Annotated in this window: 19 protein-coding genes and 2 pseudogenes; 8 read left to right on the forward strand and 13 right to left on the reverse strand. The window is 69.0% G+C overall.

The genetic code is table 11. The features are described 5' to 3' along the window. Nucleotides 1-313 precede the first annotated feature (313 nt). Complete coding sequence (locus ACEL92_RS15845) at nucleotides 314-1,489, forward strand: sulfotransferase family protein (protein ID WP_374021683.1); 1,176 nt, start codon at nucleotides 314-316, stop codon at nucleotides 1,487-1,489. 127 nt (nucleotides 1,490-1,616) lie between these two features. On the opposite strand, the gene ACEL92_RS15850 is transcribed toward ACEL92_RS15845, so the two are convergent. The 4 genes and pseudogenes from ACEL92_RS15850 to mutA form a co-directional block, all read right to left on the reverse strand. After that, nucleotides 1,617-2,903 (reverse strand): serine hydrolase domain-containing protein, encoded by a 1,287-nt coding sequence (locus ACEL92_RS15850; RefSeq protein WP_374021684.1) that lies wholly within the window; start codon nucleotides 2,901-2,903, stop codon nucleotides 1,617-1,619. 52 nt (nucleotides 2,904-2,955) lie between these two features. Continuing rightward, nucleotides 2,956-3,956: pseudogene (gene meaB / locus ACEL92_RS15855) on the reverse strand (methylmalonyl Co-A mutase-associated GTPase MeaB). Next, nucleotides 3,957-6,209: a methylmalonyl-CoA mutase gene (scpA, locus tag ACEL92_RS15860; protein ID WP_374021685.1), complete on the reverse strand. Its 2,253-nt coding sequence runs from the start codon at nucleotides 6,207-6,209 to the stop codon at nucleotides 3,957-3,959. A gap of 5 nt (nucleotides 6,210-6,214) precedes the next feature. Beyond that, on the reverse strand, nucleotides 6,215-8,092 hold the full coding sequence (mutA, locus tag ACEL92_RS15865) for a methylmalonyl-CoA mutase small subunit (RefSeq protein ID WP_374021686.1): 1,878 nt from the start codon (nucleotides 8,090-8,092) through the stop codon (nucleotides 6,215-6,217). A 168-nt stretch (nucleotides 8,093-8,260) separates the two neighbouring features. Here mutA and ACEL92_RS15870 point away from each other — a divergent pair, with 168 nt between their 5' ends. From ACEL92_RS15870 to ACEL92_RS15880, 3 genes are all read left to right on the forward strand, one after another. After that, nucleotides 8,261-9,028: a TVP38/TMEM64 family protein gene (locus tag ACEL92_RS15870; RefSeq protein WP_374021687.1), complete on the forward strand. Its 768-nt coding sequence runs from the start codon at nucleotides 8,261-8,263 to the stop codon at nucleotides 9,026-9,028. Between the two features lie 134 nt (nucleotides 9,029-9,162). Next, the gene (locus ACEL92_RS15875) at nucleotides 9,163-9,954 is read left to right on the forward strand and encodes an endopeptidase (protein ID WP_374026239.1); all 792 of its coding nucleotides are present in this window, start codon (nucleotides 9,163-9,165) and stop codon (nucleotides 9,952-9,954) included. Between the two features lie 127 nt (nucleotides 9,955-10,081). Continuing rightward, on the forward strand, nucleotides 10,082-10,330 hold the full coding sequence (locus ACEL92_RS15880; RefSeq protein ID WP_374021688.1) for a hypothetical protein: 249 nt from the start codon (nucleotides 10,082-10,084) through the stop codon (nucleotides 10,328-10,330). Nucleotides 10,331-10,379: 49 nt separating this feature from the next. Here the strand turns inward: ACEL92_RS15880 and ACEL92_RS15885 are convergent, their stop codons facing one another. Together ACEL92_RS15885 and ACEL92_RS15890 are read right to left on the reverse strand one after the other, a co-directional pair. Continuing rightward, nucleotides 10,380-11,900, reverse strand: coding sequence for a sensor histidine kinase (locus tag ACEL92_RS15885; protein WP_374021689.1), 1,521 nt, complete (start codon nucleotides 11,898-11,900; stop codon nucleotides 10,380-10,382). Continuing rightward, nucleotides 11,897-12,610 carry a response regulator transcription factor gene (locus tag ACEL92_RS15890; RefSeq protein WP_374021690.1) on the reverse strand — a complete coding sequence of 238 codons (714 nt, stop codon included), beginning with the start codon at nucleotides 12,608-12,610 and terminating at the stop codon, nucleotides 11,897-11,899. The genes ACEL92_RS15885 and ACEL92_RS15890 overlap by 4 nt, the downstream gene beginning before the upstream one ends. Before the next feature lie 119 nt (nucleotides 12,611-12,729). Between ACEL92_RS15890 and ACEL92_RS15895 the strand changes: the two genes are divergently transcribed. Next, the gene (locus ACEL92_RS15895; protein WP_374021691.1) at nucleotides 12,730-13,113 is read left to right on the forward strand and encodes a hypothetical protein; all 384 of its coding nucleotides are present in this window, start codon (nucleotides 12,730-12,732) and stop codon (nucleotides 13,111-13,113) included. 45 nt (nucleotides 13,114-13,158) lie between these two features. Then, a pseudogene (locus tag ACEL92_RS15900) lies at nucleotides 13,159-13,272 on the forward strand (nitroreductase family deazaflavin-dependent oxidoreductase); the annotation flags it as partial. On the opposite strand, the gene ACEL92_RS15905 reads toward ACEL92_RS15900, so the two are convergent. The 3 genes from ACEL92_RS15905 to ACEL92_RS15915 are packed head-to-tail and all read right to left on the reverse strand — an operon-like array spanning nucleotide 13,273 to nucleotide 15,270. Beyond that, the gene (locus tag ACEL92_RS15905; RefSeq protein ID WP_374021692.1) at nucleotides 13,273-13,629 is read right to left on the reverse strand and encodes a DoxX family protein; all 357 of its coding nucleotides are present in this window, start codon (nucleotides 13,627-13,629) and stop codon (nucleotides 13,273-13,275) included. 9 nt (nucleotides 13,630-13,638) lie between these two features. Next, on the reverse strand, nucleotides 13,639-14,784 hold the full coding sequence (locus tag ACEL92_RS15910; RefSeq protein WP_374021693.1) for an SPFH domain-containing protein: 1,146 nt from the start codon (nucleotides 14,782-14,784) through the stop codon (nucleotides 13,639-13,641). Between the two features lie 48 nt (nucleotides 14,785-14,832). Continuing rightward, the gene (locus ACEL92_RS15915; RefSeq protein ID WP_374021694.1) at nucleotides 14,833-15,270 is read right to left on the reverse strand and encodes an NfeD family protein; all 438 of its coding nucleotides are present in this window, start codon (nucleotides 15,268-15,270) and stop codon (nucleotides 14,833-14,835) included. Nucleotides 15,271-15,327: 57 nt separating this feature from the next. Here ACEL92_RS15915 and ACEL92_RS15920 point away from each other — a divergent pair, with 57 nt between their 5' ends. Then, a complete protein-coding gene (locus ACEL92_RS15920) occupies nucleotides 15,328-16,254 on the forward strand; it encodes a hypothetical protein (RefSeq protein WP_374021695.1) in 927 nt (308 codons plus the stop codon). Nucleotides 16,255-16,256: 2 nt separating this feature from the next. Here ACEL92_RS15920 and ACEL92_RS15925 read toward each other — a convergent pair whose 3' ends face one another. Genes ACEL92_RS15925 through fabG1 form a run of 3 tightly spaced genes read right to left on the reverse strand, consistent with a single transcriptional unit; the run spans nucleotide 16,257 to nucleotide 18,914 of the window. Beyond that, a complete protein-coding gene (locus tag ACEL92_RS15925) occupies nucleotides 16,257-17,279 on the reverse strand; it encodes a ferrochelatase (RefSeq protein WP_374021696.1) in 1,023 nt (340 codons plus the stop codon). A 23-nt stretch (nucleotides 17,280-17,302) separates the two neighbouring features. Continuing rightward, on the reverse strand, nucleotides 17,303-18,112 hold the full coding sequence (inhA, locus tag ACEL92_RS15930) for an NADH-dependent enoyl-ACP reductase InhA (protein WP_067311115.1): 810 nt from the start codon (nucleotides 18,110-18,112) through the stop codon (nucleotides 17,303-17,305). A gap of 34 nt (nucleotides 18,113-18,146) precedes the next feature. Then, nucleotides 18,147-18,914 (reverse strand): 3-oxoacyl-ACP reductase FabG1, encoded by a 768-nt coding sequence (gene fabG1 / locus ACEL92_RS15935; protein ID WP_374021697.1) that lies wholly within the window; start codon nucleotides 18,912-18,914, stop codon nucleotides 18,147-18,149. Between the two features lie 148 nt (nucleotides 18,915-19,062). Here fabG1 and ACEL92_RS15940 point away from each other — a divergent pair, with 148 nt between their 5' ends. Continuing rightward, on the forward strand, nucleotides 19,063-19,902 hold the full coding sequence (locus ACEL92_RS15940; RefSeq protein ID WP_374021698.1) for a hypothetical protein: 840 nt from the start codon (nucleotides 19,063-19,065) through the stop codon (nucleotides 19,900-19,902). 54 nt (nucleotides 19,903-19,956) lie between these two features. Here ACEL92_RS15940 and ACEL92_RS15945 read toward each other — a convergent pair whose 3' ends face one another. Then, nucleotides 19,957-20,964, reverse strand: coding sequence for a VWA domain-containing protein (locus tag ACEL92_RS15945; protein WP_374021699.1), 1,008 nt, complete (start codon nucleotides 20,962-20,964; stop codon nucleotides 19,957-19,959). Nucleotides 20,965-20,973: the final 9 nt, after the last annotated feature.

Here is a 20,973-nt window from a genome sequence, read left to right on the forward strand (position 1 = left end):
CCGATCACTATCGGCCGGGGGCCCGACCCGGCGACACGCGCCAGGAGGACACGGGCCGGCACGCGACCCTCTGATCCTCCCGCAGAGGCGCCTCGGACCGTTCGGGTAGGAAAACCTACCGCGCGCGATCGTCGTCGAGCCAGATGGCGTCGTACGGCCGGACAACCGGCCCCCGGGTTGCGCCACCCGGCCATACCGCCGTACCTAAAGTCGTCGCGGCCGCTTGAAAAGATTCTTCAAGAATGTAAACATTGACTTCTGCTGCATCTAGGTCCGGTCGCAGCGGTTGATCATGGGGTTACGAGGGGAAAGCATGCCCAGCACTACGAGCAAACGTCGTCCGACGGGAAGCCATCGCAAGCGTGGAGAGCCACTGGGCGTGCCCCACACCCCCTACGGTGCGAAAACGGAGAAGAAACCCGTCGCACTGTTCGTACTCGGTATGGGGCGGTCTGGTACGTCGGCCCTCACACGGGTGATCTCGCTGTGCGGCGCCGCGCTGCCGCCCCGACTGCTGGGGGCCGACGCGAGCAATCCACTCGGCCTATGGGAACCGCGAGACGCCATGGACATCAATGAAGAGATCCTGTATCGGCGGCACAGCGGTTGGGCCGATCCCAGCCTACGAATCCACGAGGAAAGCGCATCCCCCGAAGAAAATGCGGCGTGTATCAAAACGATCGCGGCCTTTTTCGCCACCCTGCCGGCCGAGCCACTCGTTGTCATCAAGGAGCCCCGGATTTCGTTGCTGTTCAACGTGTGGTTCGAGGCCGCACGTCGAGCCGGGTTCGACGTCGCGATTGTCATTGCGGTGCGCCACCCGGACGAAGTCATAAAGTCGCTCGCGACGAGAGACCGAGCCTCGCAGGAACTTGCAAGTGCCTTGTGGCTGAAATACAGCCTGCTCGCCGAAAGGCAAACGCGTGGCCTCCCGCGCGTTTTCGTCGACTACGCCAACTTCCTCAAGGATTGGCGAGCGGAGATAGCGCGGGTTTCTACGGCCCTCGCAATCGATTTCGATACCCGCGACGAGCGTGCGATCGAGGAGTTCCTCAACCCCGGCCTGCGGCGGGAGCAAAGCAGCGGATCAGTGACAGACACGTTCGGGACGGATTGGCTCTCCGCCACCTATGAAGCCCTACATGCAGCCGCGCAAGACGAAGTCTTGGACCAGAACACACTTGACCGTGTGTTTGACGCTTTTCGGGCCGGTGAGCACGACTTTCGCACTGCGCTCGAGGATTTTGACGAACACTTCAGTCTGAACACCGTTTTACGGCGGGCCTTGTTCCGACCCTCCATCGCCAAAAGGCTGCGCGCTGTCGTCGCTTTCGTGACGCGCCTGGGTTTCGACCCCTATCAGCGGCGATACGCGAAGCAACAAGGCCTTCGCACGACGAAACCCGCCGAGATTGCCCCAGCTGGTCGAGCGGAGCCACAACGCGGCCAACCCCATTGGCGTGGTGGAGGAGTTCGCTCGGTCGGGTGAGCATTCGGGGGCAGCAAGGCCGTAACGCCAGCCAGTAGATCATGGCGGCCGTTATCGGGGCGCTTTGCTACCTCGGGGGCCTCAGCGCGCGAACACGCGATCACATTGAGCGGCAACCGCTTCGGCGTCAGCCCGCGACCGCTCCCGGCTCGTAAAACGGCGCGCCGTATTCGGTCACCGGCGAGAAACCGCGCTTGCGCGCCTTTTCGGCGGCCTTACGGATCAGCGCATAAATGCCGACGAACGCGGCGTGATCGGTCATGACGAACGGGGTGAGCAGCCGATTGTGCACCAGCGCGAAGGCCACGCCGCTCGACGGGTCGGTCCAGCCGAGCGAGCCGCCCAGCCCGACGTGGCCGAAGCCCGGCATCACGTTCCCGATGGGCAGGCTGTGGTAGCCCAGGTGGAACGCCAGCGGCACGAACAGGTTTCGGTCCGGCCGCAGGCTCCGCCGACCGGTCAGGCCCGCGACCAACTCGCGCGACAGGAACCGGATGCCGTCGACCTCGCCGCCATTGGCGATGGCACCGTACATCCGTGCCAGCCCGCGGGCGGTCGCCACCCCGTTGGCCGCGGGAATCTCCGCGTCCAGCAAGGGGGTTTCGCCCTGGACCGCGGCGACCATCCCCGGAAAATAGATGGACCGGAAGCCGCCGGACAGCTCGTTGGCGACCTTGCGCGTCACAAAACTCAGGACCGGGTTCCGCACCATGCTCTGCGGCGCGATGATCTCGGCCACCCGCGTCGGCGCGCCGGCCGGCGGGCGACCGAGGTACAACCCGTCGGTGCCCAGCGGCTCGGCGAGCTCCTCGCGGATCAGCGCTGCCATGCCCTTCCCGGTCACGCCCCGGGCGAGGCCGGACATCAGCCAGCCGAAGGTCAGTGCGTGGTACGCCGACTTGCCCAGCAGCCGTCCTGGTGACGCCGCGGCCAGCCGCTCTTCCATCCCGACGTGGTCCAGCAAGTCCTCGCTGCTGGCTCCCCGCAGTCCCGATAGGCCGGCGGCGTGCCTCATCACGTCGCGCACGGTGAGGTCGGCCTTGCCGTTGGCCCCGAACTCCGGCCAGTACTCGGCAACGGGCGCCTCGTAGTCGATCAGCCCGCGGTCGGCGAGCCGGTGAATGACGGTGGCGGCCATGCCTTTGGTCGCGGAGAACACCATCGGTGCGCTGTCGGCCGACCACGGCCGGTGCCCGCCGCGGTCGGACCAGCCGGCCCACACGTCGACGACGGGCTGACCGTCGAGGTATACGGCCAGCGCTCCGCCACCGAACCGGCGGGCGGGAAACATCGTGGAAAAGCTGCGAACGACGCATCCGAAGTGTGAGTCCGCCGCGCCGGACACACGGTGACCTGCGTCAAGGTCATCGTGGACAGGGACCGCACGGCGATCGACTCGGGTTTCCACCGTCACAGTTTCGAATTTACTTGGATTTCATACCTTGCCGGTGCGAAACCTAGATTATTTACCTATCCGTTAGTCTGACGCAGCCGTCAATATTTGCTCGGCGGCCAGCGCGGGGGTCAGCTCCCCCGCCTTGACCCTGCGCTCGACATCGGCGCGCATCGTCCGCACCTTGGGGTTGGCCAGCACTCGGTCCACGACGGCGTCGCGCACCATCTGCCAGGTCCACTCCACTTGCTGGGCCCGCCGGCGCGCCTCGAACTCGCCGGCCTCGGTCAGCACCCTCCGATGGCGTTCGATGGTGTCCCACAGCTCCTTCAAGCCGGTCCCCTCCATCGCGCTCATGGTGAGAACCGGCGGCCGCCACAGTGTTTCACGCGGGTGTATCAGCCTGATGGCCGAGGACAGTTCTCGGGCGGCCACCCGTGCCTCGGCGAGGTGTTCGCCGTCGGCCTTGTTCACCACCACGATGTCGGCCAGCTCCAGGACACCCTTCTTGATGCCCTGCAGCTGATCGCCGCCGCGCGCCAGCGTCAGCAGCACGAAAGTGTCAACCATGTTGGCCACCGTCACCTCGGACTGACCGACACCGACGGTCTCGATGATGATCACGTCGAAACCGGCGGCCTCCAACAACACCACCGTCTCGCGGGTGGCCTTTGCTACGCCACCCAGCGTGCCGGACGTCGGTGACGGGCGGATGTACGCATCCGGATGCACCGCCAGGCGCGCCATCCGGGTCTTGTCGCCCAGGATCGACCCGCCGCTGCGTGTCGACGACGGGTCGACGGCCAACACCGCCACCCGGTGGCCGTGTCCGATCAGGTGCATGCCGAGGGCCTCGATGGTGGTCGACTTCCCCACCCCCGGGGTGCCGGTGATGCCAACGCGATGCGCGTTGCCCGCGTCGGGCGTCAACTCGAGCAGCAGCCGCTGCGCCTTCTCGTGATGGTCGGCGCGGGTGGACTCCAGCAGCGTGATGGCCCGCGGCAGCGCCGCCCGGTCGCCACGGCGAACGGCGCCGGCGAGCTCCTCGACGGAATCGCTCTTGCGGCCGGCCATCTAGTCGAGCGGGTAACCCAGCCGCTCGGCCAGCTTGTGCAGCAAGCCGATCGCGGCGTCGGCGATCACCGTCCCGGGCGGGAAGATGGCGGCGGCCCCGGCCTCATACAGCTCGTCGAAGTCACCGGGCGGGATGACCCCGCCGACCACGATCATGATGTCGGGCCGTCCCACCTCGGCGAGCGCGTCCCGCAGCGCCGGCACCAGCGTCAGGTGGCCGGCGGCCAGCGACGAGACGCCGACGACGTGCACGTCGTTGTCGGCGGCCTGCCGGGCCACCTCGTCGGGCGTGGAGAACAACGAGCCGACGTCGACGTCGAAGCCCAGGTCGGCGAAGGCCGTCGCGATCACCTTCTGGCCCCGGTCGTGACCGTCCTGCCCCATCTTGGCCACCAGAATTCTCGGCCGTCGGCCGTCGGCCTCGGCGAACTTCTCGACTAGTTCCGTGGCGGTTGCGATGTTGGGGGCCTTTCCGGCTTCGTCTCGGTAAACGCCGGCGATCGTGCGGATCTCCGCCTGGTGCCGGCCGTATACCTTTTCCAGCGCGTCGGAGATCTCCCCGACCGTCGCCTTGGCCCGGGCGGCGTTGATCGCCAGCGCCAGCAGATTATTACCCAGCCCGTCGTCGCCGGCGCGGCCGTGTGCCGCGGCCGCCCGGGACAGGTCCGCCAGGGCGGCATCGACGGCGGACTGGTCGCGGCTGGCCCGCAGCTCGGAGAGTTTGGCCAGCTGTTCAGCGCGCACCCGGCTGTTCTCGACCTTGAGGACCTCGACCTCTTGGTCCTCCTCGACCTGATACTTGTTGACGCCGATCACCGGCTGCATCCCGGAGTCGATGCGGGCCTGGGTGCGCGCGGCCGCCTCCTCGATGCGCAGCTTGGGGATGCCGTCGCTGATGGCCTGGGCCATGCCGCCGTGCTCGGCGACCTCGGCGATGTGGGCGCGGGCCTTTTGCGCCAGCTGATGGGTCAGCCACTCCACGTAATACGAACCGCCCCAAGGGTCGATGGGCCGCGTGGTGCCGGACTCCTGTTGCAGCAGCAACTGGGTGTTACGCGCGATCCGCGCCGAGAAGTCGGTGGGCAGCGCCAGCGCCTCGTCGAGGGCGTTGGTGTGCAGCGACTGGGTGTGCCCCTGGGTGGCGGCCATCGCCTCGATGCAGGTGCGCGCCACGTTGTTGAACGCGTCCTGCGCGGTCAGCGACCAGCCCGAGGTCTGCGAATGCGTGCGCAGCGAAAGTGATTTCGCGCTTTTCGGGTTGAACTGGGCGACCAGCTCGCTCCATAGGAGCCGGCCCGCGCGCAGCTTCGCGACCTCCATGAAGAAGTTCATGCCGATGCCCCAGAAGAACGACAGGCGCGGCGCGAACTTGTCGATGTCCAGGTCGGCGTCCAGGCCCGCCTTGATGTAGTCGACACCGTCGGCCAGGGTGTAGGCGAGTTCCAAATCGGCTGTGGCACCGGCCTCTTGGATGTGATAACCGGAGATCGAGATGGAGTTGAACTTCGGCATCTTGGCGCTGGTGTAGCCGAAGATGTCGGAGATGATGCGCATCGACGGCTTGGGCGGGTAGATGTAGGTGTTGCGCACCATGAACTCTTTGAGAATGTCGTTCTGAATGGTGCCGGCCAGCTTCTCCGGCGGCACGCCCTGCTCCTCGGCGGCCACCACATACAGCGCCAGAATCGGCAGCACGGCGCCGTTCATCGTCATCGACACCGATACGGTCGACAGGTCGATGCCGTCGAACAGCTGCCGCATGTCCAGAATGGAATCGATTGCCACGCCGGCCATTCCGACGTCACCCTGGACGCGGGGGTGGTCGGAGTCGTATCCGCGGTGGGTGGCCAGGTCGAACGCCACCGACAGGCCCTTCTGACCGGCGGCCAGGTTACGACGGTAGAACGCATTCGACTCCGCCGCGGTGGAGAACCCCGCGTACTGGCGGATGGTCCACGGCTGGTTGACGTACATGGTGGGGTACGGGCCACGCAGGAAGGGCGGTTCGCCCGGGAAGCTGTTCAGCGGGTAACCGGCCGCCACGGCGGCGGCCCGGTCGGCGCCGATGTACACCGGTTTGACGGCGATGTCTTCTGGCGTATGCCATTCGAGCTGATCGGGCGTGTACCAGTGGGCCGCCGCGGCTGCGGCGACGTGCTTGTGCACGGCGGCCTCGGTGGGCGGTGGCAGCGGCCGGTCGCCGTCCAGCGGGATTTCGGCGAAGTTTCCGATCACGGGTGCGGTTGTGGTCATCGCGGCTAGGCTCCCAGTCGAGTGAGCAGGTTCGAAAGGGCTTCGACCGCATTGATTTTCGCGGTCAGGAACTCGTCGGGCCGGTGCTCGGCGTCGCCCAGGGCCTTTTCCGGCCCGGCCAGATAGACCCGCGAAACCCCCGCGGCCCGGGCCGCCTCGACGATCGCCGCGGCTTCCTCCCCGTAGCGCTTGTCGGTGCCGCAGATGACCGCCGCGTGGGGCGCCCCGGCGTCGGCGACGGCCTTCGCGACGCCCGCGGCGTCGACGGTTCCGGGGTTGACGGCCTCGATGCCCCCCGAGGCCAGCAGGTTGACGGCGAAGGTGGCCCGGATGTTGTGCTCGGCCAGCGGGCCCAGCGGCAGCAGCAGCGCTCGCGGTCGCGCACCGGTGCGGGCCAGGAAAGCGTCGGAACGATCGCGTAGCGCCTCGAACGCCGCGGCATAGCGCTGCAGGTGGCCCGCGGCCAGCGGCGACCTTGACGAATCGTCTTGCGGCAGTGCCGGTTCCGCCAGATTCGGGAACTCGTTGACGCCGGTGATCGCGGTGCGCCGATGCGCGATGTCGTCGGCGCGTCGCGCGGCCACTTCGGCGATCTGACCGGCGACGTAGTCGCGCGCCTCGACGAAACCGCCGTGGGCCTCAATGGCCTGGAAGTGCTCCCAGGCTTGCTCCGCGAGCCGCGCGGTGAGGTCCTCGACGAACCACGACCCGCCGGCCGGGTCCAGCACCCGGCCGACGTGCGACTCCTCCAGCAGCAGCAGCTGGCTGTTGCGCGCGATCCGGCGCGCGAAGCTTCTCGCCGTGCCTGGGAAGCCGCCCGGGATCGCCACGTCGAACGGCAGCACCAGCACGGTGTCGGCGCCGCCGACGCCCGCGCCGAATGCGGCCAGGGTGCAGCGCAGCATGTTCACCCACGGGTCGCGTTGGGTCATCATCGGCAGCGACGTTTCGGCGTGCACGACGACGGCGCCGCCGTCCGGGTCGCCGACGACCTCGGCCACCCGCGCCCACAGGCGACGCACGGTCCGCATCTTGGCGAGCGTGACGAACTGGTCGTCGTCGGCGGCCAGCCGGAAACTGATCTGCCGCAACGCCTCGCCGACCGGCACGCCCGATTCGGTGAGCCGCCGCAGATAGTCCACTCCGGCGGCCACGGTGCCGGCCAGCTCCCACGTCGCGTTGGCGCCCAGGTTGTGGAAGGCCGGCCCGTCGACGGTGATGGCACGCACGCCGCGGTCCCCGGCCGCGCGCTTGGCGACCGTGACGACCTCGTCGAGCGTTGGTGCGGGACGCTCGCTCAGCGCCGCGGTGAGCGGGTCGCCGCCCAGGTCGATCGACACCAGTTCGCGCTGATCCGCCTCCACGCCCGCCGCCAGCGCCAACATCACGTCGGCGGCCGTGGAGTAGTCCGCGCCCGCGTCGATGATGACCGGTGCCATGCTCAGGTACACCCCGGCCAAACTTTCCTCGAGCTGGTCGGCGGTCACGCCGGACTGCCCCACCCGCAGCACGAGCGCGCTCGCCCCGTTGCCGAGCGCCTCGAGCACCGCCGCGTTCACGTCCTTGGCCGCCACCCCGGCGACGCGGTCGGCCGGAAACGCCTCGGCCACCTTCCAACCGGACTTGACGTCGCGCAACGCGTCCGCGCCCCGCACGTACGGCCACTCGCCCGGCAGCGGTGGTTCCGGCAGCTCGTCCAGCGCCGTGTACAGCGCCCGGATCGCGATGCCGTCATAGGTCGGGGTTTCCAACAGCCGCTCGGGCTGGTCCCCGAGCTCCTCGGGGTCCTTCCGGGTGCTTTTCGATAGCACACCGGCGACCGCGTTGCGCCAACGCCCGCGAACCTGTTCTAGTTCGGCGAGCTCGGGTACATCAATGGACACCGATTGCTCCCTTTTTCCCAGCAAATGGGGCCTGCGACTTACTAATGAGGCTAATTGATCGGGCCTGTCGGCAGAAAACCGCGCGGCGCGACGAGCGTGGCGGCGCGGCGGCGAAACGCCAGCCTCGGGAAACGAGTTATTCACCTCGGGCACGTAACCTTTACAGGCGTGACGGCTCCCGCCACCTGCAGAATCAACCGCGCTCTGCGCGACCTCGGCGGCACGCTGGGCGCGACCGCGCGCCTGCTGTCGCGGCCCCGGGCGATCGCCACAGTGGTCGGTATCACACTCCTGATCGCCGCGGTGTCATGGCTTCCCCTGCCCACGCCCGTGCAGATGCGGGACTGGGCCCAGTCGGTCGGCCCGTGGTTCCCGCTGGCGTTCCTCGGCGCTCACATCGTGGCGACCGTGGTCCCGGTCCCGCGCACGGCGTTCACGCTGGCCGCCGGCCTGCTGTTCGGCCCGCTGCTCGGGGTGGCGCTCGCCGTCGGCGCCAGCACCGCGAGCGCGGTGATCGCGATGCTGCTGGTGCGGGCGGCCGGGTGGCGGCTGAACCGCCTGGTGCGCCACCGGTCGATCGACACGGTCGACGAGCGCCTGCGCCAACGGGGTTGGCTGGCCATCCTGTCGCTGCGGCTGATTCCGGCGGTGCCGTTCTCGGCGATCAACTACGCCGCCGGCGCGTCGACGGTGCGCCTGCTGCCGTACACGCTGGCGACGCTGGGCGGCCTGCTGCCCGGCACCGCCGCCGTGGTGATCCTCGGCGACGCCCTCGCCGGACACCCCAACTCGCTGCTCTACCTGGTGTCGCTGTGCACGGCGACATTGGGTTTGACGGGCCTGGTCATCGAGATCCGCCATTTCCGCCGGCACCATCGCCGGGCCCACAGTCCCGTCGACGACGAGCCCTCCCCCGAGCCGGCCACCGTTCGCTGACCAGATCCGGCTAATCGCCACGGCTGGTGCGCCGAAGCTGGCAAGCTAGGGCCCACAGACCTACCGGCATCGCGCGCTCAGGGGGGGTGTTGGCCGGAACCCACGCGCAGTACCCGCTGCCGCAACGCGCCAGGATGCATTCCGCGTTGCTGGCGATCGCGGCGTTGTTGTGCGCCCTGGCCTTCGTCGCCGCCGTTACCCAGCTGTCCAGGAACGACGCGGCCCGCGAACTGACCCCACCGCCGGCTCTGGCGCCGATCGACCTGCCCGCATCGAGCGCCATCGGCCCCGGCGCGGGCATCTTCGTCGAGTACGCCGACGGCTCGGGCGGAATGGGTTGCACCGCAGGGTTTTTGGTCCATACCGCCGCCGGCGAGGCCGGAGTTCTCACCGCCGGCCACTGCAACCGCCCGGGTGGGCCCGGCAAGGTGACGATGAACCTGGGCGGCGTCCTGCCCTACGCGGCGGTCGGCACGTTCAGCCAGACGGTCAACGAGGGCGTCCACAACGAACAGCACGACATCGGCCTGGTCCTGCTGGGTGGCGACAACATCCCGCAGAGCGCGGCTATCGGGGCCTCCCTACCGGTCTCGGGCGTCGCCACCAACCTGCGCATCGGCCAGGAGCTCTGCAAGTTCGGCATGGGCTCCGGCGGGGCCACCTGCGGACAGATCACCGAAGTCACCAAGAGCAAGGTCGTGTTCTTGGCGCCCGGCCAGTGCGGCGACTCCGGCGGCCCGGTGTATCTCAACGCAGGCGACGGCACCGTTCGCGCCGTCGGCATCCTCATCCGCGGGGGTATCCCGAACACCCCCAAGGCCGGATGTTCGGCCCCGGCCAGGTTCTCGGTGGCCGAGCTCGTCCAGCCCTGGCTGGACAAGTGGCGGCTGACCACCGTGACCACGGCGCCGTCCGCCGCGGGCTGAAAGACCGCCGCCCGCAGCATCTTCAGGTCGGCTTCAGGCTCACTTCTTACTGTCGCTGCCGTTGCGGTGCGCCGCATGGCACACCCAACGGGTGATTGATTGCCGCCTGAGAGGAGAGATGGGCCCAGTGAAGATCAAACAACTCATCGCCGGTTCGATGCTGGCCGGTGCCCTTGGGGCGGCCGTGGCCGGCTTCGGTGCCGCGGCGGCCAGTGCCGATCCGCCGCCGCCCCCACCGCCGGGACAACCCTGGGGGCCGGGTCCGGGTGGGCCCGGTGGACCGGGTGGACCGCCGCCACCGCCGGGGGGACCGGCTGGACCGCCGCCGCCGGGGGCCCCGGGGGGACCGTTCCGTCCGCCGCCGCCGGGGTTCTGACGCCGACTGCGCTAGCTGTACCGAGCGGTGGCCGCCTCAGCTGGGGCGGTCACCGCTCGCCGCTACGGTCGGCCGCCGCGACGGCCGGCAGGGTGAGGCGGAACTGGGCACCGCCCTCGTGCGGCACGCACACCAGCTCTCCTCCGTGGGCTCGGGCCAGCGCCCGCGCGATCGGTAGGCCCAGTCCGGCGCCGCCGTGATCCCGGCCGCGCCCGGCGTCCAGGCGCACCAGGCGCTCGAAGACTCGCTCGCGCTCGTCGTCGGCAATCCCGGGGCCGCTGTCGGTGACGGTCACCGCGGCGGCGCCGTCATCGCGCCGGACGTCGACCGTGATCGCGCCTCCGGCCGGGGTGTAGCGGCGTGCGTTGTCGAGCAAGTTCGACAAGATCTGCGCGAGCCGGGTGGGGTCCGCGTTGACCGCGAGGTTGGCCGCGCCGGTGCGACTGATGGTGAGCTGCGGCGCCAGCATGGCGGCCCGGTCGGCTTCGGCGTCCGCGATCGCGGCCAGGTCGACGTCACGGGCGTCCAACGCCAGCCCCGCGTCGATGCGACTCAGATCGAGCATGTCCGAGACCAGCCGGCCGGCGCGGCGGGCGTCGGACAGCAGCAGGCTGGCCCGGTGATATTGCCCCTGCGCCAGGTCGTCCCCCCGATCCGCGGAGGCGTTGTTGGCGAGCTGTTCGGCGGCGACCTGGATTCCGGCGATCGGGGTGCGCAGCTCGTGGGCGGCGTCGACGAGGAAGCGCCGGGTGGCGCTCTCGGCGCGCTGGGCGGCGTCCGCGGCCAGCCGGGCGCGCTTTTCGGAGGCCTCCAACGCGTCCAGCATCCCGTCGAAAGCTGTTGCGGCGCGGCCCAATTCGGTGTCAGCGCGGTCCGGGCGCAGCCGTCGCCCGCGATCGCCGGTCCTGATGTCGTTCGCCAGCGCCGTCAACCGGTCCAGCGGGCGCAGCGCCACCCTGCTGACCGCAATCAACAACAGCGCCGCGGTCAGGAGCGTTACCGCACCGGCCCCGATCATCAGCAGGCGCAGCTGGTGGGTTACCTGGGTGGTCTGCGTCGTGTCGGCGACCAGGATCACCCGGGAGCCATCCGGCAGCGGGCGCACCACGGCCGTCGCGGTGGCGTCCGGCGGGGGCGGCGGGGGTGGGGGCGGCGGTGGCCACGGCGGAAGGCCGGGCGGCTGGAAGTTCGGGCCGGGCGCGAACGGCGGTGGTGGACCAAAGGGTGGCGGGGGCGGAAGGGGCGGCGGGACAACGGGACCGGCGACGGTATCGGGGCTGATGCCGCGGTCGCCGTATGTTGCGCCGTCGGCGGTGATCAGCAAGGCTCGCACACCGCCGCCGTTGAGTTCGGCCGCCAGCAGATCGGGCGAGGTGTGCGCGGCGTCCAACGCCTCGGCCCGGGATGCGGCGGCGAGCAGCCGGTCGTGCAAGTTCCTGCGGGCGAGGACGCCCAGGCTGAGGTCGACGGTCACGCCGAGCAGCACCAGCAGCAGCGCGAGCAACGCCACCACCACCAGCGTCACCCGGCGCTGCAGCGACGGGGTCCGAGTCGCGGGGGCGGCCGTCATGATCGCTGCGGCTGCAACCGGTAGCCGATGCCGCGAACGGTGTGCAGGATCCGCGGCCCGTGGGCTTCGAGCTTGCGCCGCAATCCACTGACATGCACCTGGACCAGGTTGGGGTCGTAGGCGTCGTACCCCCACACCGCGTTCATGATCTGGCCGGCGCTGACGATGCGGCCGCGCTGCTCCACCAGGAAAGCCAGCAGGCGCAGCTCGGTCGCGGTCAGATCGAGGCGACTGCCGGCGCGCGCGGCCACTCCGGCGTCGGCATCCAGCATCAGATCGCCGACCTGGACGACCTGCGGCAGCCGTCCGCGCCGGCGCAGAACCGCGCCGACACGTGACACCAGTTCGGCCAGCTCGAAGGGTTTGATCACGTAGTCGTCGGCCCCACCGTCCAGGCCGCGCAGCCGATCGTGCAAGCCGTCGCGCGCCGTGATCAAGACGATCCCCACGTCGCCCCAGTCGCGGATGACGTCGATGAGGTCGAAGCCGTCGCGTCCCGGCAGCATGACGTCGAGCACCACCAGATCCGGCCGGAGCCCGTCGAGCACCTCCTCCAACCCATCGCCGTCGCAACGGCCGACGGTGTGATAGCCGACGTCGGTGAGCGCCTCGCTCACCATCTCGCGGATCGTCTCGGAGTCCTCGACCACCAGAACCCGCGGCGCACCGACGCTGAAGTGGCCGGCCGCCGCGCGCGGGCAGTTCGTCATGATTCCATTGTCGACGCCGGTGCTGAAACCAACCTGAAGCGGTCGCTGGTGACAGACGTGACGGAAGGGCCACGGTTTCTTCAGGTCCACTTCAGATCCGGCTCCTACCGTCCGATGCCATGACCACAAACGACGAGATCGACACCAATCCGCCGCCGCCGGCGGCACCCCAACCACGTGAGCCCCGCCGCTACGCCACGGGCGTCGTGGTCGGCGCCGGGGTGGCGGGCGCGCTGATCGGCGCCGTCGGAACCATCGTGGCGATTGCCTTCGCCTGGATCATCAGCGTGGGCCCGCCCGGTCCGCCGCCGCTGCCGGGTCCGCCGCCGATGATGGCGCTGCATCAGGGCCCACCGCCCCCGCCGATGGGCGGGCCCATGCCCGGCGGATTCGGGGTCGCGCCGCCGCCCGGGCCGCCCGGTCCCCCGCGAGGCTTCGTCCCCCCTCCGCCGGGTGAGGCCTTCCCGCCACCGCCGCCGCCCTCCCCTGCGCCACATAGCTGACCGGCCTGCCGCCGTCACGATCAACAAAATCGTGGCGGCGGCCGCCGTCACCCCAAGGCGTGGGAGCGGATGCGGCCCGTGCTGGAGGGCACGCTTGGCGCGTCGATCACCGACACCGGCGCCCCGTTGCCGTTGGTCGAGCTGCGCCTCGCCATATAACTAGCTGCGGTCGGGACCCTTCGCCGTCATGACGGCGAAGGTGGCCAGGAACACCGCCGCCGGAAGCGCGTTGGCGACCTTGTCCCGCACCCGGATGTGCGCGCCGAGCGCCAAGACGAAATAGAGCGTCAGCATCGCCGTCGTCAGCCTCGCCAGGGCGGGGAAACGGGTGACCGACAGCAATCCCACCGCGGCGGCCGCCTTGACCACCGGCAGCACGGGCCGGACGTTTTCCGGCAGCCCGACGTCGTCCAGAACCTTCTTGATCGGAGCCACCTGGACGCCGCACGCCAACGCGTCCACGGCATGGAACGCGCCGAGCGCGACGTAGGTCTTCGGCGAAGTGAAAACGCTCATGGAGCAATCCTATTGGGCCAACTGAGGCGGCGTCCCGGGCGTCGTGCCATCCACGGGCTGACGGGCGATCGCCTCCGCCTTGGCCACCGCCTGCGCGATCGCGGGGTCGGTCTCGGCGGAGAACCAGTCGGCGATGTCGGCGTCGTCGTCGGCGCTGTGCTTGGGTGCGTCCTCGACCGGTGACGGCTGGAACCTGAACACGCCGTCCTCGCCGGGGGCGCCCAGCAGCTTGGTGAATCCCTGCAACGCCGCGCTGAAGTCGCTCGGCACCACCCACACCTTGTTGGCGTCACCGCGGGCCATCTCCGGCAGGGTCTGCAGGTACTGGTACGCGAGCATCTCCGGGGTGGGCCTGCCGGCCTTGATCGCGGCGAACGTCTTCTCGATGGCTTTGGCCTGCCCCTGCGCCTGCAGGTAGGCCGCGGCGCGCTCACCCTGGGCGCGCAGCATGCGGGATTGCCGGTCGGCCTCGGCGGCCAGGATCGCGGCCTGTTTGGCCCCCTCGGCCGCCAGGATCTGCGCCTGCTTGGCCCCCTCGGCCTGGGTGATCGCGGCCTGCCGGTTGCCTTCGGCGGTCAGGATCATCGCCCGCTTCTCGCGGTCGGCCTTCATCTGCTTTTCCATCGAGGCCTGGATCGACGGCGGCGGGTCGATGCTGCGCAGCTCGACCCGCGCGACCCGCAGGCCCCAGCGGCCCGTTGCCTCGTCGAGGACGCCGCGCAGCTGGCCGTTGATCATGTCGCGGGAGGTCAGCGTTTGCTCGAGCGTCATTCCACCGACCACGTTGCGCAGGGTGGTGGTGGTCAGCTGCTCGACGCCGACGATGTAGTTACTGATCTCGTAGACGGCGGCCTGCGGGACGGTGACCTGGAAGTAGACCACGGTGTCGATGTTCAGCGTCAGGTTGTCCTCGGTGATCACCGGCTGCGGCGGGAACGACACCACCCGCTCGCGCAGGTCGACCCGGGCGCGCACCCGGTCGATGAACGGCACCAACAACGTCAGCTGACCGCTGACCGTCCGGCTATACCGCCCCAGCCGCTCGATCACCGCGGCCTCGGCCTGCGGGATCAGGGCGACCGACTTGGCCACCACGATTATGGCGAATATCACCAGGACGGCTAACAACACCAGACCTGCAACCGCACCTTGCACGGCAGTTCCTTTCTCTACCAGGGTCTCTCACAGCGCCTCGCGCATCCGTTATGGACTGCTTTTGAAGACCACCGCCGTGGCGCCGTCGATCTGCAAGACGGTCACCGACTCCCCCGGTTCGTAGACATCGCCCTCGTTGAGGGGACGCGCCGTCCACACCTCCCCGTCGAGCTTCACCTGACCCTCGTCGCGGCCAATCCGCTCGAGCACCAGCGCATTCTTGCCCTCGAGCGCCTCGATACCCAGGCGCGGCGCGTGCGCTGGTGTCAGTCGCCGCCGCAGCGCCGGGCGAACCAGCGCCAACAGCAGGACGGAGACGATGAGAAACACCATCCCGTTCGACCAGCCGGGCCAGTCCGTCAGCCAGCTGGTGATTGCCGCCGCCACCGCCCCACCGCCGAGCATCACCAAAAACATATGGCCGGTGAGCGCCTCCGCACCGGCAAGCACCAGCGCGAATATTAGCCAGAGCACCGCAGCGTGCATGCGGTCAGAATACGCGTGATCCGCCTTTGCCGGGCAAAACAACTACACTGCGGAATCGTGTGGTGTCCCAGTGTCTCGCTCTCCCTGTGGGCCAATGCCTGGCTCGCGGGCAAGGCCGCGCCCGACGACGTCTTGGACGCGTTATCGGTATGGGCTGCAAAGCAATCGGTCACCGCGTATGATGCGGTCGCCGCGGGCCACACCGGGCTGCCGTGGCCGGATGTGAACGACGCCGGGACGGTGACGCTGCTGCAGACGCTGCGGGCCGCGGTCGGCCGATCGGCCCCCACCGCGGGCGGCTCGGGGCGGCTGCTCGGAAACATCAATGTGCTTTTGCCCGTGCCCGGCGACGTGCGGGGTCTGGCCCCGGGAACGCAGTTCGAACGCGACGCCCTGGCGGCGGGCGAGGCGATCATCGTCGCCAACCCCAACGATCCCGCCACCGCCGTCGGGCTGGTGCCCGAGTTCTCCTACGACGAAGAGGCGACGGACTTCCCGGAATTGTGCGCGCTGTCCTGGACGGTGTACTCCCTGCCGGCCGCGCCGGTGCTCGACCACCACGATCTCGGGGACGCCGAATACACGTTGCGCTCCGCGGTCCGGTCGGCCGCCGACGCGCTCGGCGCCATCGGCCTGGGATCAGCCGCGGCCGATGTCGAGGATCCGCGCGGACTCGTCGAGCAGTTGCTGGAAACCGCACGGCAGCACCGGATTCCCGACCATGCGCCGTCCCGCGCGTTGCGCGTGCTGGAGAACGCCGCGCACGTCGACGCCATCATCGCGGTCAGCGCCGGACTCAGTCGCTCCCCCGACTCGCCGGATCGCTTCACGGCTCCCGTCGTCGCCGTTCCGGAACCGTATGGGACGCAATCTTCTTCGGAGGCGCGCATCGCCAGTGACGCGTTACGCCCGCTCACCGCGGTCGTGCGTTCGGCGCGGATGGCCGCCGTCACGGCGATCCTGCACTCCGCGTGGGCTGACTAGCACTAGCCAGCCGGCTTGGCGGTTTCGGTCGCGACGCAGTGCGGCGGACGGCACGGCTCGCCGTTCACGCTGGCGAGACAACCGGATACCGGGTCGAGGCCGGCCACCCTGGTGGGGTGGCGACCCGTGCGCAGTTCGTCGATCAAATCGGCTGCGAGCCTGGCGAATCGGCGATCGGCGTTGGGCGTGGCGGCCCGGGCGAACGCCAAACCCGTCGCCTCGGCCTGGGCGCGCAATTCCTCGTCGAGATCCCACACCACCTCGATGTGGTCGGCAACGAACCCGATCGGGCAGACGACGACGGCCTTCGTGCCCGAGGCGGCCAGCGCCGCGAGATGGTCCTCGACGCTGGGCTCCAACCAGGGCACCTGCGGCGGACCGGACCGGGATTGCCAGGCGAGATCGAACTCGGTGTAGCCGGCCGCCGCGGCGACCAGCCTTGTGGCGTAAGCGACTTGGCGACTGTAAAGCCGGGGGCCGAGGCGCTGGTCGGCGGCCACCGGGACAGAATGCGCGGTGAACACCAGGCGGGCGCCGTCGGGCACGGTCCGCGCGGCGGCCCCGACGGCACCGGCGAACATCTCGACGAAGAGCGGGTGGTCGAAGTACGGTCGCAGCTTGACCAGTTCGGGGGCGTCCGGCCCGGCGGCCCGCCGAGCGCGGGCGATGTCCTCGGTGTACTGCGTGCAGCTGGAGTAGCCGCTCCACGCCGAGGTGGTGAAAACGGCTGCGCGACGAATCCCATTGTCCCGCATGGCCACAACGGCGTCTTCGACGTAGGGGTCCCAGTTGCGGTTGCCGAAATAGATCGGCAGGTTCAGTTCCGCCCGCAGCTCGTCGATCAGCGCGCGATTGATGCCGTTGATCGGTGACACCCCGCCGAAATGCAGGTAGTGCTGCGCGACGTCGTCCAGGCGCTCGGGCGGCACGTTGCGGCCCCGGGTGACGTTCTCCAGAAACGGCCGCACCTGCTCGGGGCCTTCCGGTCCACCGAAGGACAGCAGCAGGACGGCGTCGAATTCCATTCTAGGCTCGCGCAATTCCGCTTTTACAGCAATTGCGTGCTGGCGCCGCCGTCGGCGAAGATGATGGTGCCGGTGGTGGCCGGCAACCAGTCTGAAAGCAGGGCGCACACCGTCTTCGCCACGGGCGTGGGGTCCTTCATGTTCCAGCCGATCGGCGCGCGCTGGTCCCAGCCCTCTTCCAGTAGCTGCATCTGGGCGCCGGCCTCCTCGCCGAGCGCGCCGCCGACGATGGCGGACATCGCCAGGGTCCGGATCGGCCCCGCCGCAACCAGATTCGAGCGCACGCCGAACTTGCCGGCCTCGCGGGCCACGAACCGGTTGACCGATTCGAGCGCGCTCTTGGCCACCGTCATCCAGTTATAGGCCGGCATGGCCCGGCTGGGGTCGAAGTCCATGCCGACGATGGACCCGCCGGGGTTCATGATCGGCAGCAGCGCCTTGGCCAGCGAGGCATACGAGTACGCGGAGATGTGGATGCCCTTGGAGACGTCCTCGTAGGGCGCGTCGAAGAACGGGTTGATGCCCATCCCGGTCTGCGGCATGAAGCCGATCGAGTGCACCACACCGTCGAGCTTGTTGCCCTCACCGATCTCGGCGGTGACCCGCTCGGCCAGGGTGTCGAGGTGCTTTTCGTTCTGCACGTCCAGCTCGATCAGCGGGGCCTTCTCCGGCAGCCGGTCGGCGATGCGCTGGATCAGCCGCAGCCGGTCGAACCCGGTCAGCACCAACTGCGCCCCCGCCTCCTGGGCCACCTTGGCGATGTGAAACGCGATCGACGAGTCGGTGATGATCCCGCTGACCAGAACCCGTTTGCCCTCGAGCAGTCCTGCCATGTCCGTCCTTAATGTCCTTGTGTCGTGGGTGAATTCAGTGGCCCATGCCCATGCCGCCGTCGACGGGGATGACCGCGCCGGCGATGTAGCCCGCATCCTCGGACGCCAGGAAGCTGACCGCCCCCGCGACGTCCTCGGCGGTGCCGACCCGCTTGGCCGGGATGAATTCCAGTGCGCCCGCCTGGATGCGCTCGTCGAGCGCGCGGGTCATCTCGGTGTCGATGTAACCGGGGGCGACCACGTTGGCGGTCACCCCGGCCTTCGATAGTTCGCGGGAGATCGAGCGCGCCATGCCGATCAGGCCGGCCTTGGCGGCCGCGTAGTTGGCCTGGTTGCCGATGCCCCACATGCCCGACACCGACCCGATGAAGATGATGCGGCCGAACCGCTTGCGCTGCATGCTGCGCGACGCCCGCTGGGCCACCCGGAACGCGCCGGTGAGGTTGGCGTTGATGACCTCGGTGAACCGCTCCTCGGTCATCCGGATCAGGAAGGCGTCCTTGGAGATGCCGGCATTGGATACCAGCACCTCGACCGGCCCCTGATGCTCCTCGACCTCCTTGAACGCGCGGTCGACGGCCTCGTTGTCGGTGACGTCACACACGACGCCGAACAGCCCATCGGGCGCCCCGGATCCGCGGTGCGTGACGGCCACCTTGTGGCCATCGGCGGCCAGCCGCTGCGCGATCGCCAGGCCGATGCCCCGGTTTCCGCCCGTCACCAGGACTGAGCGGGATACGAATGCGGGTTTGCCGCCGGTGGCGGCACTTTCGGTGGTGTTCTCCGTGGCCGTGTCAGTCACCCCGCCAACCTAGCGCCTCGCCGTGGTCGCGTTGAAATGTCCCCCCTGCCAGGCTGCGGTCGTAACGCTGTGGCGAGATATCGAACGAAATTCCGCCACCACGTTACGACCGCCTCGACTTGTCGGTGTGACTCAGCACACTTTCACCATGACGCATCCTTTCGTGGGCAGTGAAGCCTGCGCCGCGCGGCTGGTGACTCGCCATGAGCTGCGAACTCGGTACGTTGCGCTGCATCGGGACGTCTACGTGCCCAGAGATGCGGACGTGACCGCGGTTTTGCGCGCCAAGGCGTCCTGGCTGCGATCGCGGAGACGCGGCATCCTGGCGGGCTTCTCGGCCGCCGCGCTCCATGGTGCTCGCTGGATCGACCCGGCGCGACCTGCCGAGATCATCGATTGCAATCGCCGACGGGCCGCGGGAGTGCGGGTCTGGGAAGAGCGCGTCGAAGCCGACGAGATCGCGGTCGTCGACGGGATGCGTGTCACGACGCCGCCTCGAACGGCCCTCGACCTGGCGAAGCGCCATCCGAAGGGAACCGCGGTCGCCGCCATCGATGCCCTTGCCCGGGCGACCGAACTGAAGATGGCCGACGTTGAGCTGCTCCTTGAGCGGTACCGCGGCCACCACGGTATGAAGTCTGCGCGAGCGGCTATCGAACTGGTCGACGGTGGGGCTCAATCTCCGAAGGAGACGTGGCTACGTCTGCTGTTGCTGCAGGCCGGCTTCCCCAAGCCACAGACGCAGATTCCCGTCCGCAACGAATGGGGTTGGGCCGAGGCGTATTTGGACATGGGCTGGGAAGAAATCAAGGTGGCCGCGGAGTACGACGGCGACCAGCATCGAGCCAACCGCTACCAATACGTGAAAGACATCCGCCGGCTGGAGATGCTCGAGCGGATGGGCTGGATCGTCGTCCGGGTCATCGCCGAAGACCATCCCGATGACATCATCCGCAGGGTGGCCCACGCGCGAGCGCGCCGCTCGTAACGACAGGCCGAAGATTGAGACGAAGTGTCGCCCTGGTTACGGGCGCGCCCGAGGCTACGTCGGCAGGCGGCGGTTGATCAGCAGCGCGGCCAGGGCGGCGAGCGCCAACACCAGGGCCCCCAGCCGAACCCAGCCCACGCTGGCGTCGCCCTTGATGGTCTCGTAGCCGATCTGCTGCTGCAGCGTCGCGTAGACCGCCTTGAGCTCCGCGAGGCTGGCGGCGTTGTACCAACTGCCGCCGGAGAGCTCGGCGACCTTCTTCATCGTCGTGTCGTCGACGGGCACCGGCTGGCGCTGGTCGTTGATCTCGACGAAGCCGTACGGGGTGCCAAACGAGATGGTCGAGATGGGCACGCCCTGGTCCTTGGCGGTGCGCGCGGCGGTGAAGGCGCCCTTCGGGTTGTCCGGATTGGTCGGCATCGTCTCCTTGCCGTCGGAGAACAACACGATGCGCGCCGGCGGCGGTTTGTCACCGCCGCCGATCACCGCGCCGACCGTCGCGATCGCCTGCAACGCGGTGAAGATGCCCTCTCCGGTGGCGGTGCGATCGGCGAACTGCAGCTTGTCCAGCGCGTTCTTCGTCGCGTCGCGGTTGGTCGTCGGCGACACCAGCACCGTGGCCGTGCCCGCATACTCGATCAACCCGAGGTTGATGCCCGGGGTCAGCTCGTCGGCGAATTGCTTGGCCGCCTCCTGTGCGGCCGCCATCCGGTTCGGCTGGACGTCGGTGGCGCGCATCGACTGCGACACGTCGATCGCCAGCATCACCACCGCCCGGTTGCGGGGTATGCGGACGTCGTTGGTGGGCCCAGCCATCGCGATGGTGAACAGCACCAGCGACGTGACCAGCAGAATCGCCGGCACGTGCCGCCAACGCGAAGGTCGTTTGGGTGCAACGCTTTCCAGCAGCTCCATGTTGGCGAAGCGCAGCATGCGCCGCTGGCGGGCCAGCTGCATGAGGATGTACATCGCGGCCAGCCCGAACACAACCAACAGGAAGAGGAAGAACCAGGAGTGTTCGAAGCCGGACAGCGAGATCGGCCCGAGCAATGGCAGTGTCATAACGAAACC

The organism is Mycobacterium hainanense (genome assembly GCF_041890355.1).
Classification (GTDB): Bacteria; Actinomycetota; Actinomycetes; order Mycobacteriales; family Mycobacteriaceae; genus Mycobacterium; species Mycobacterium hainanense.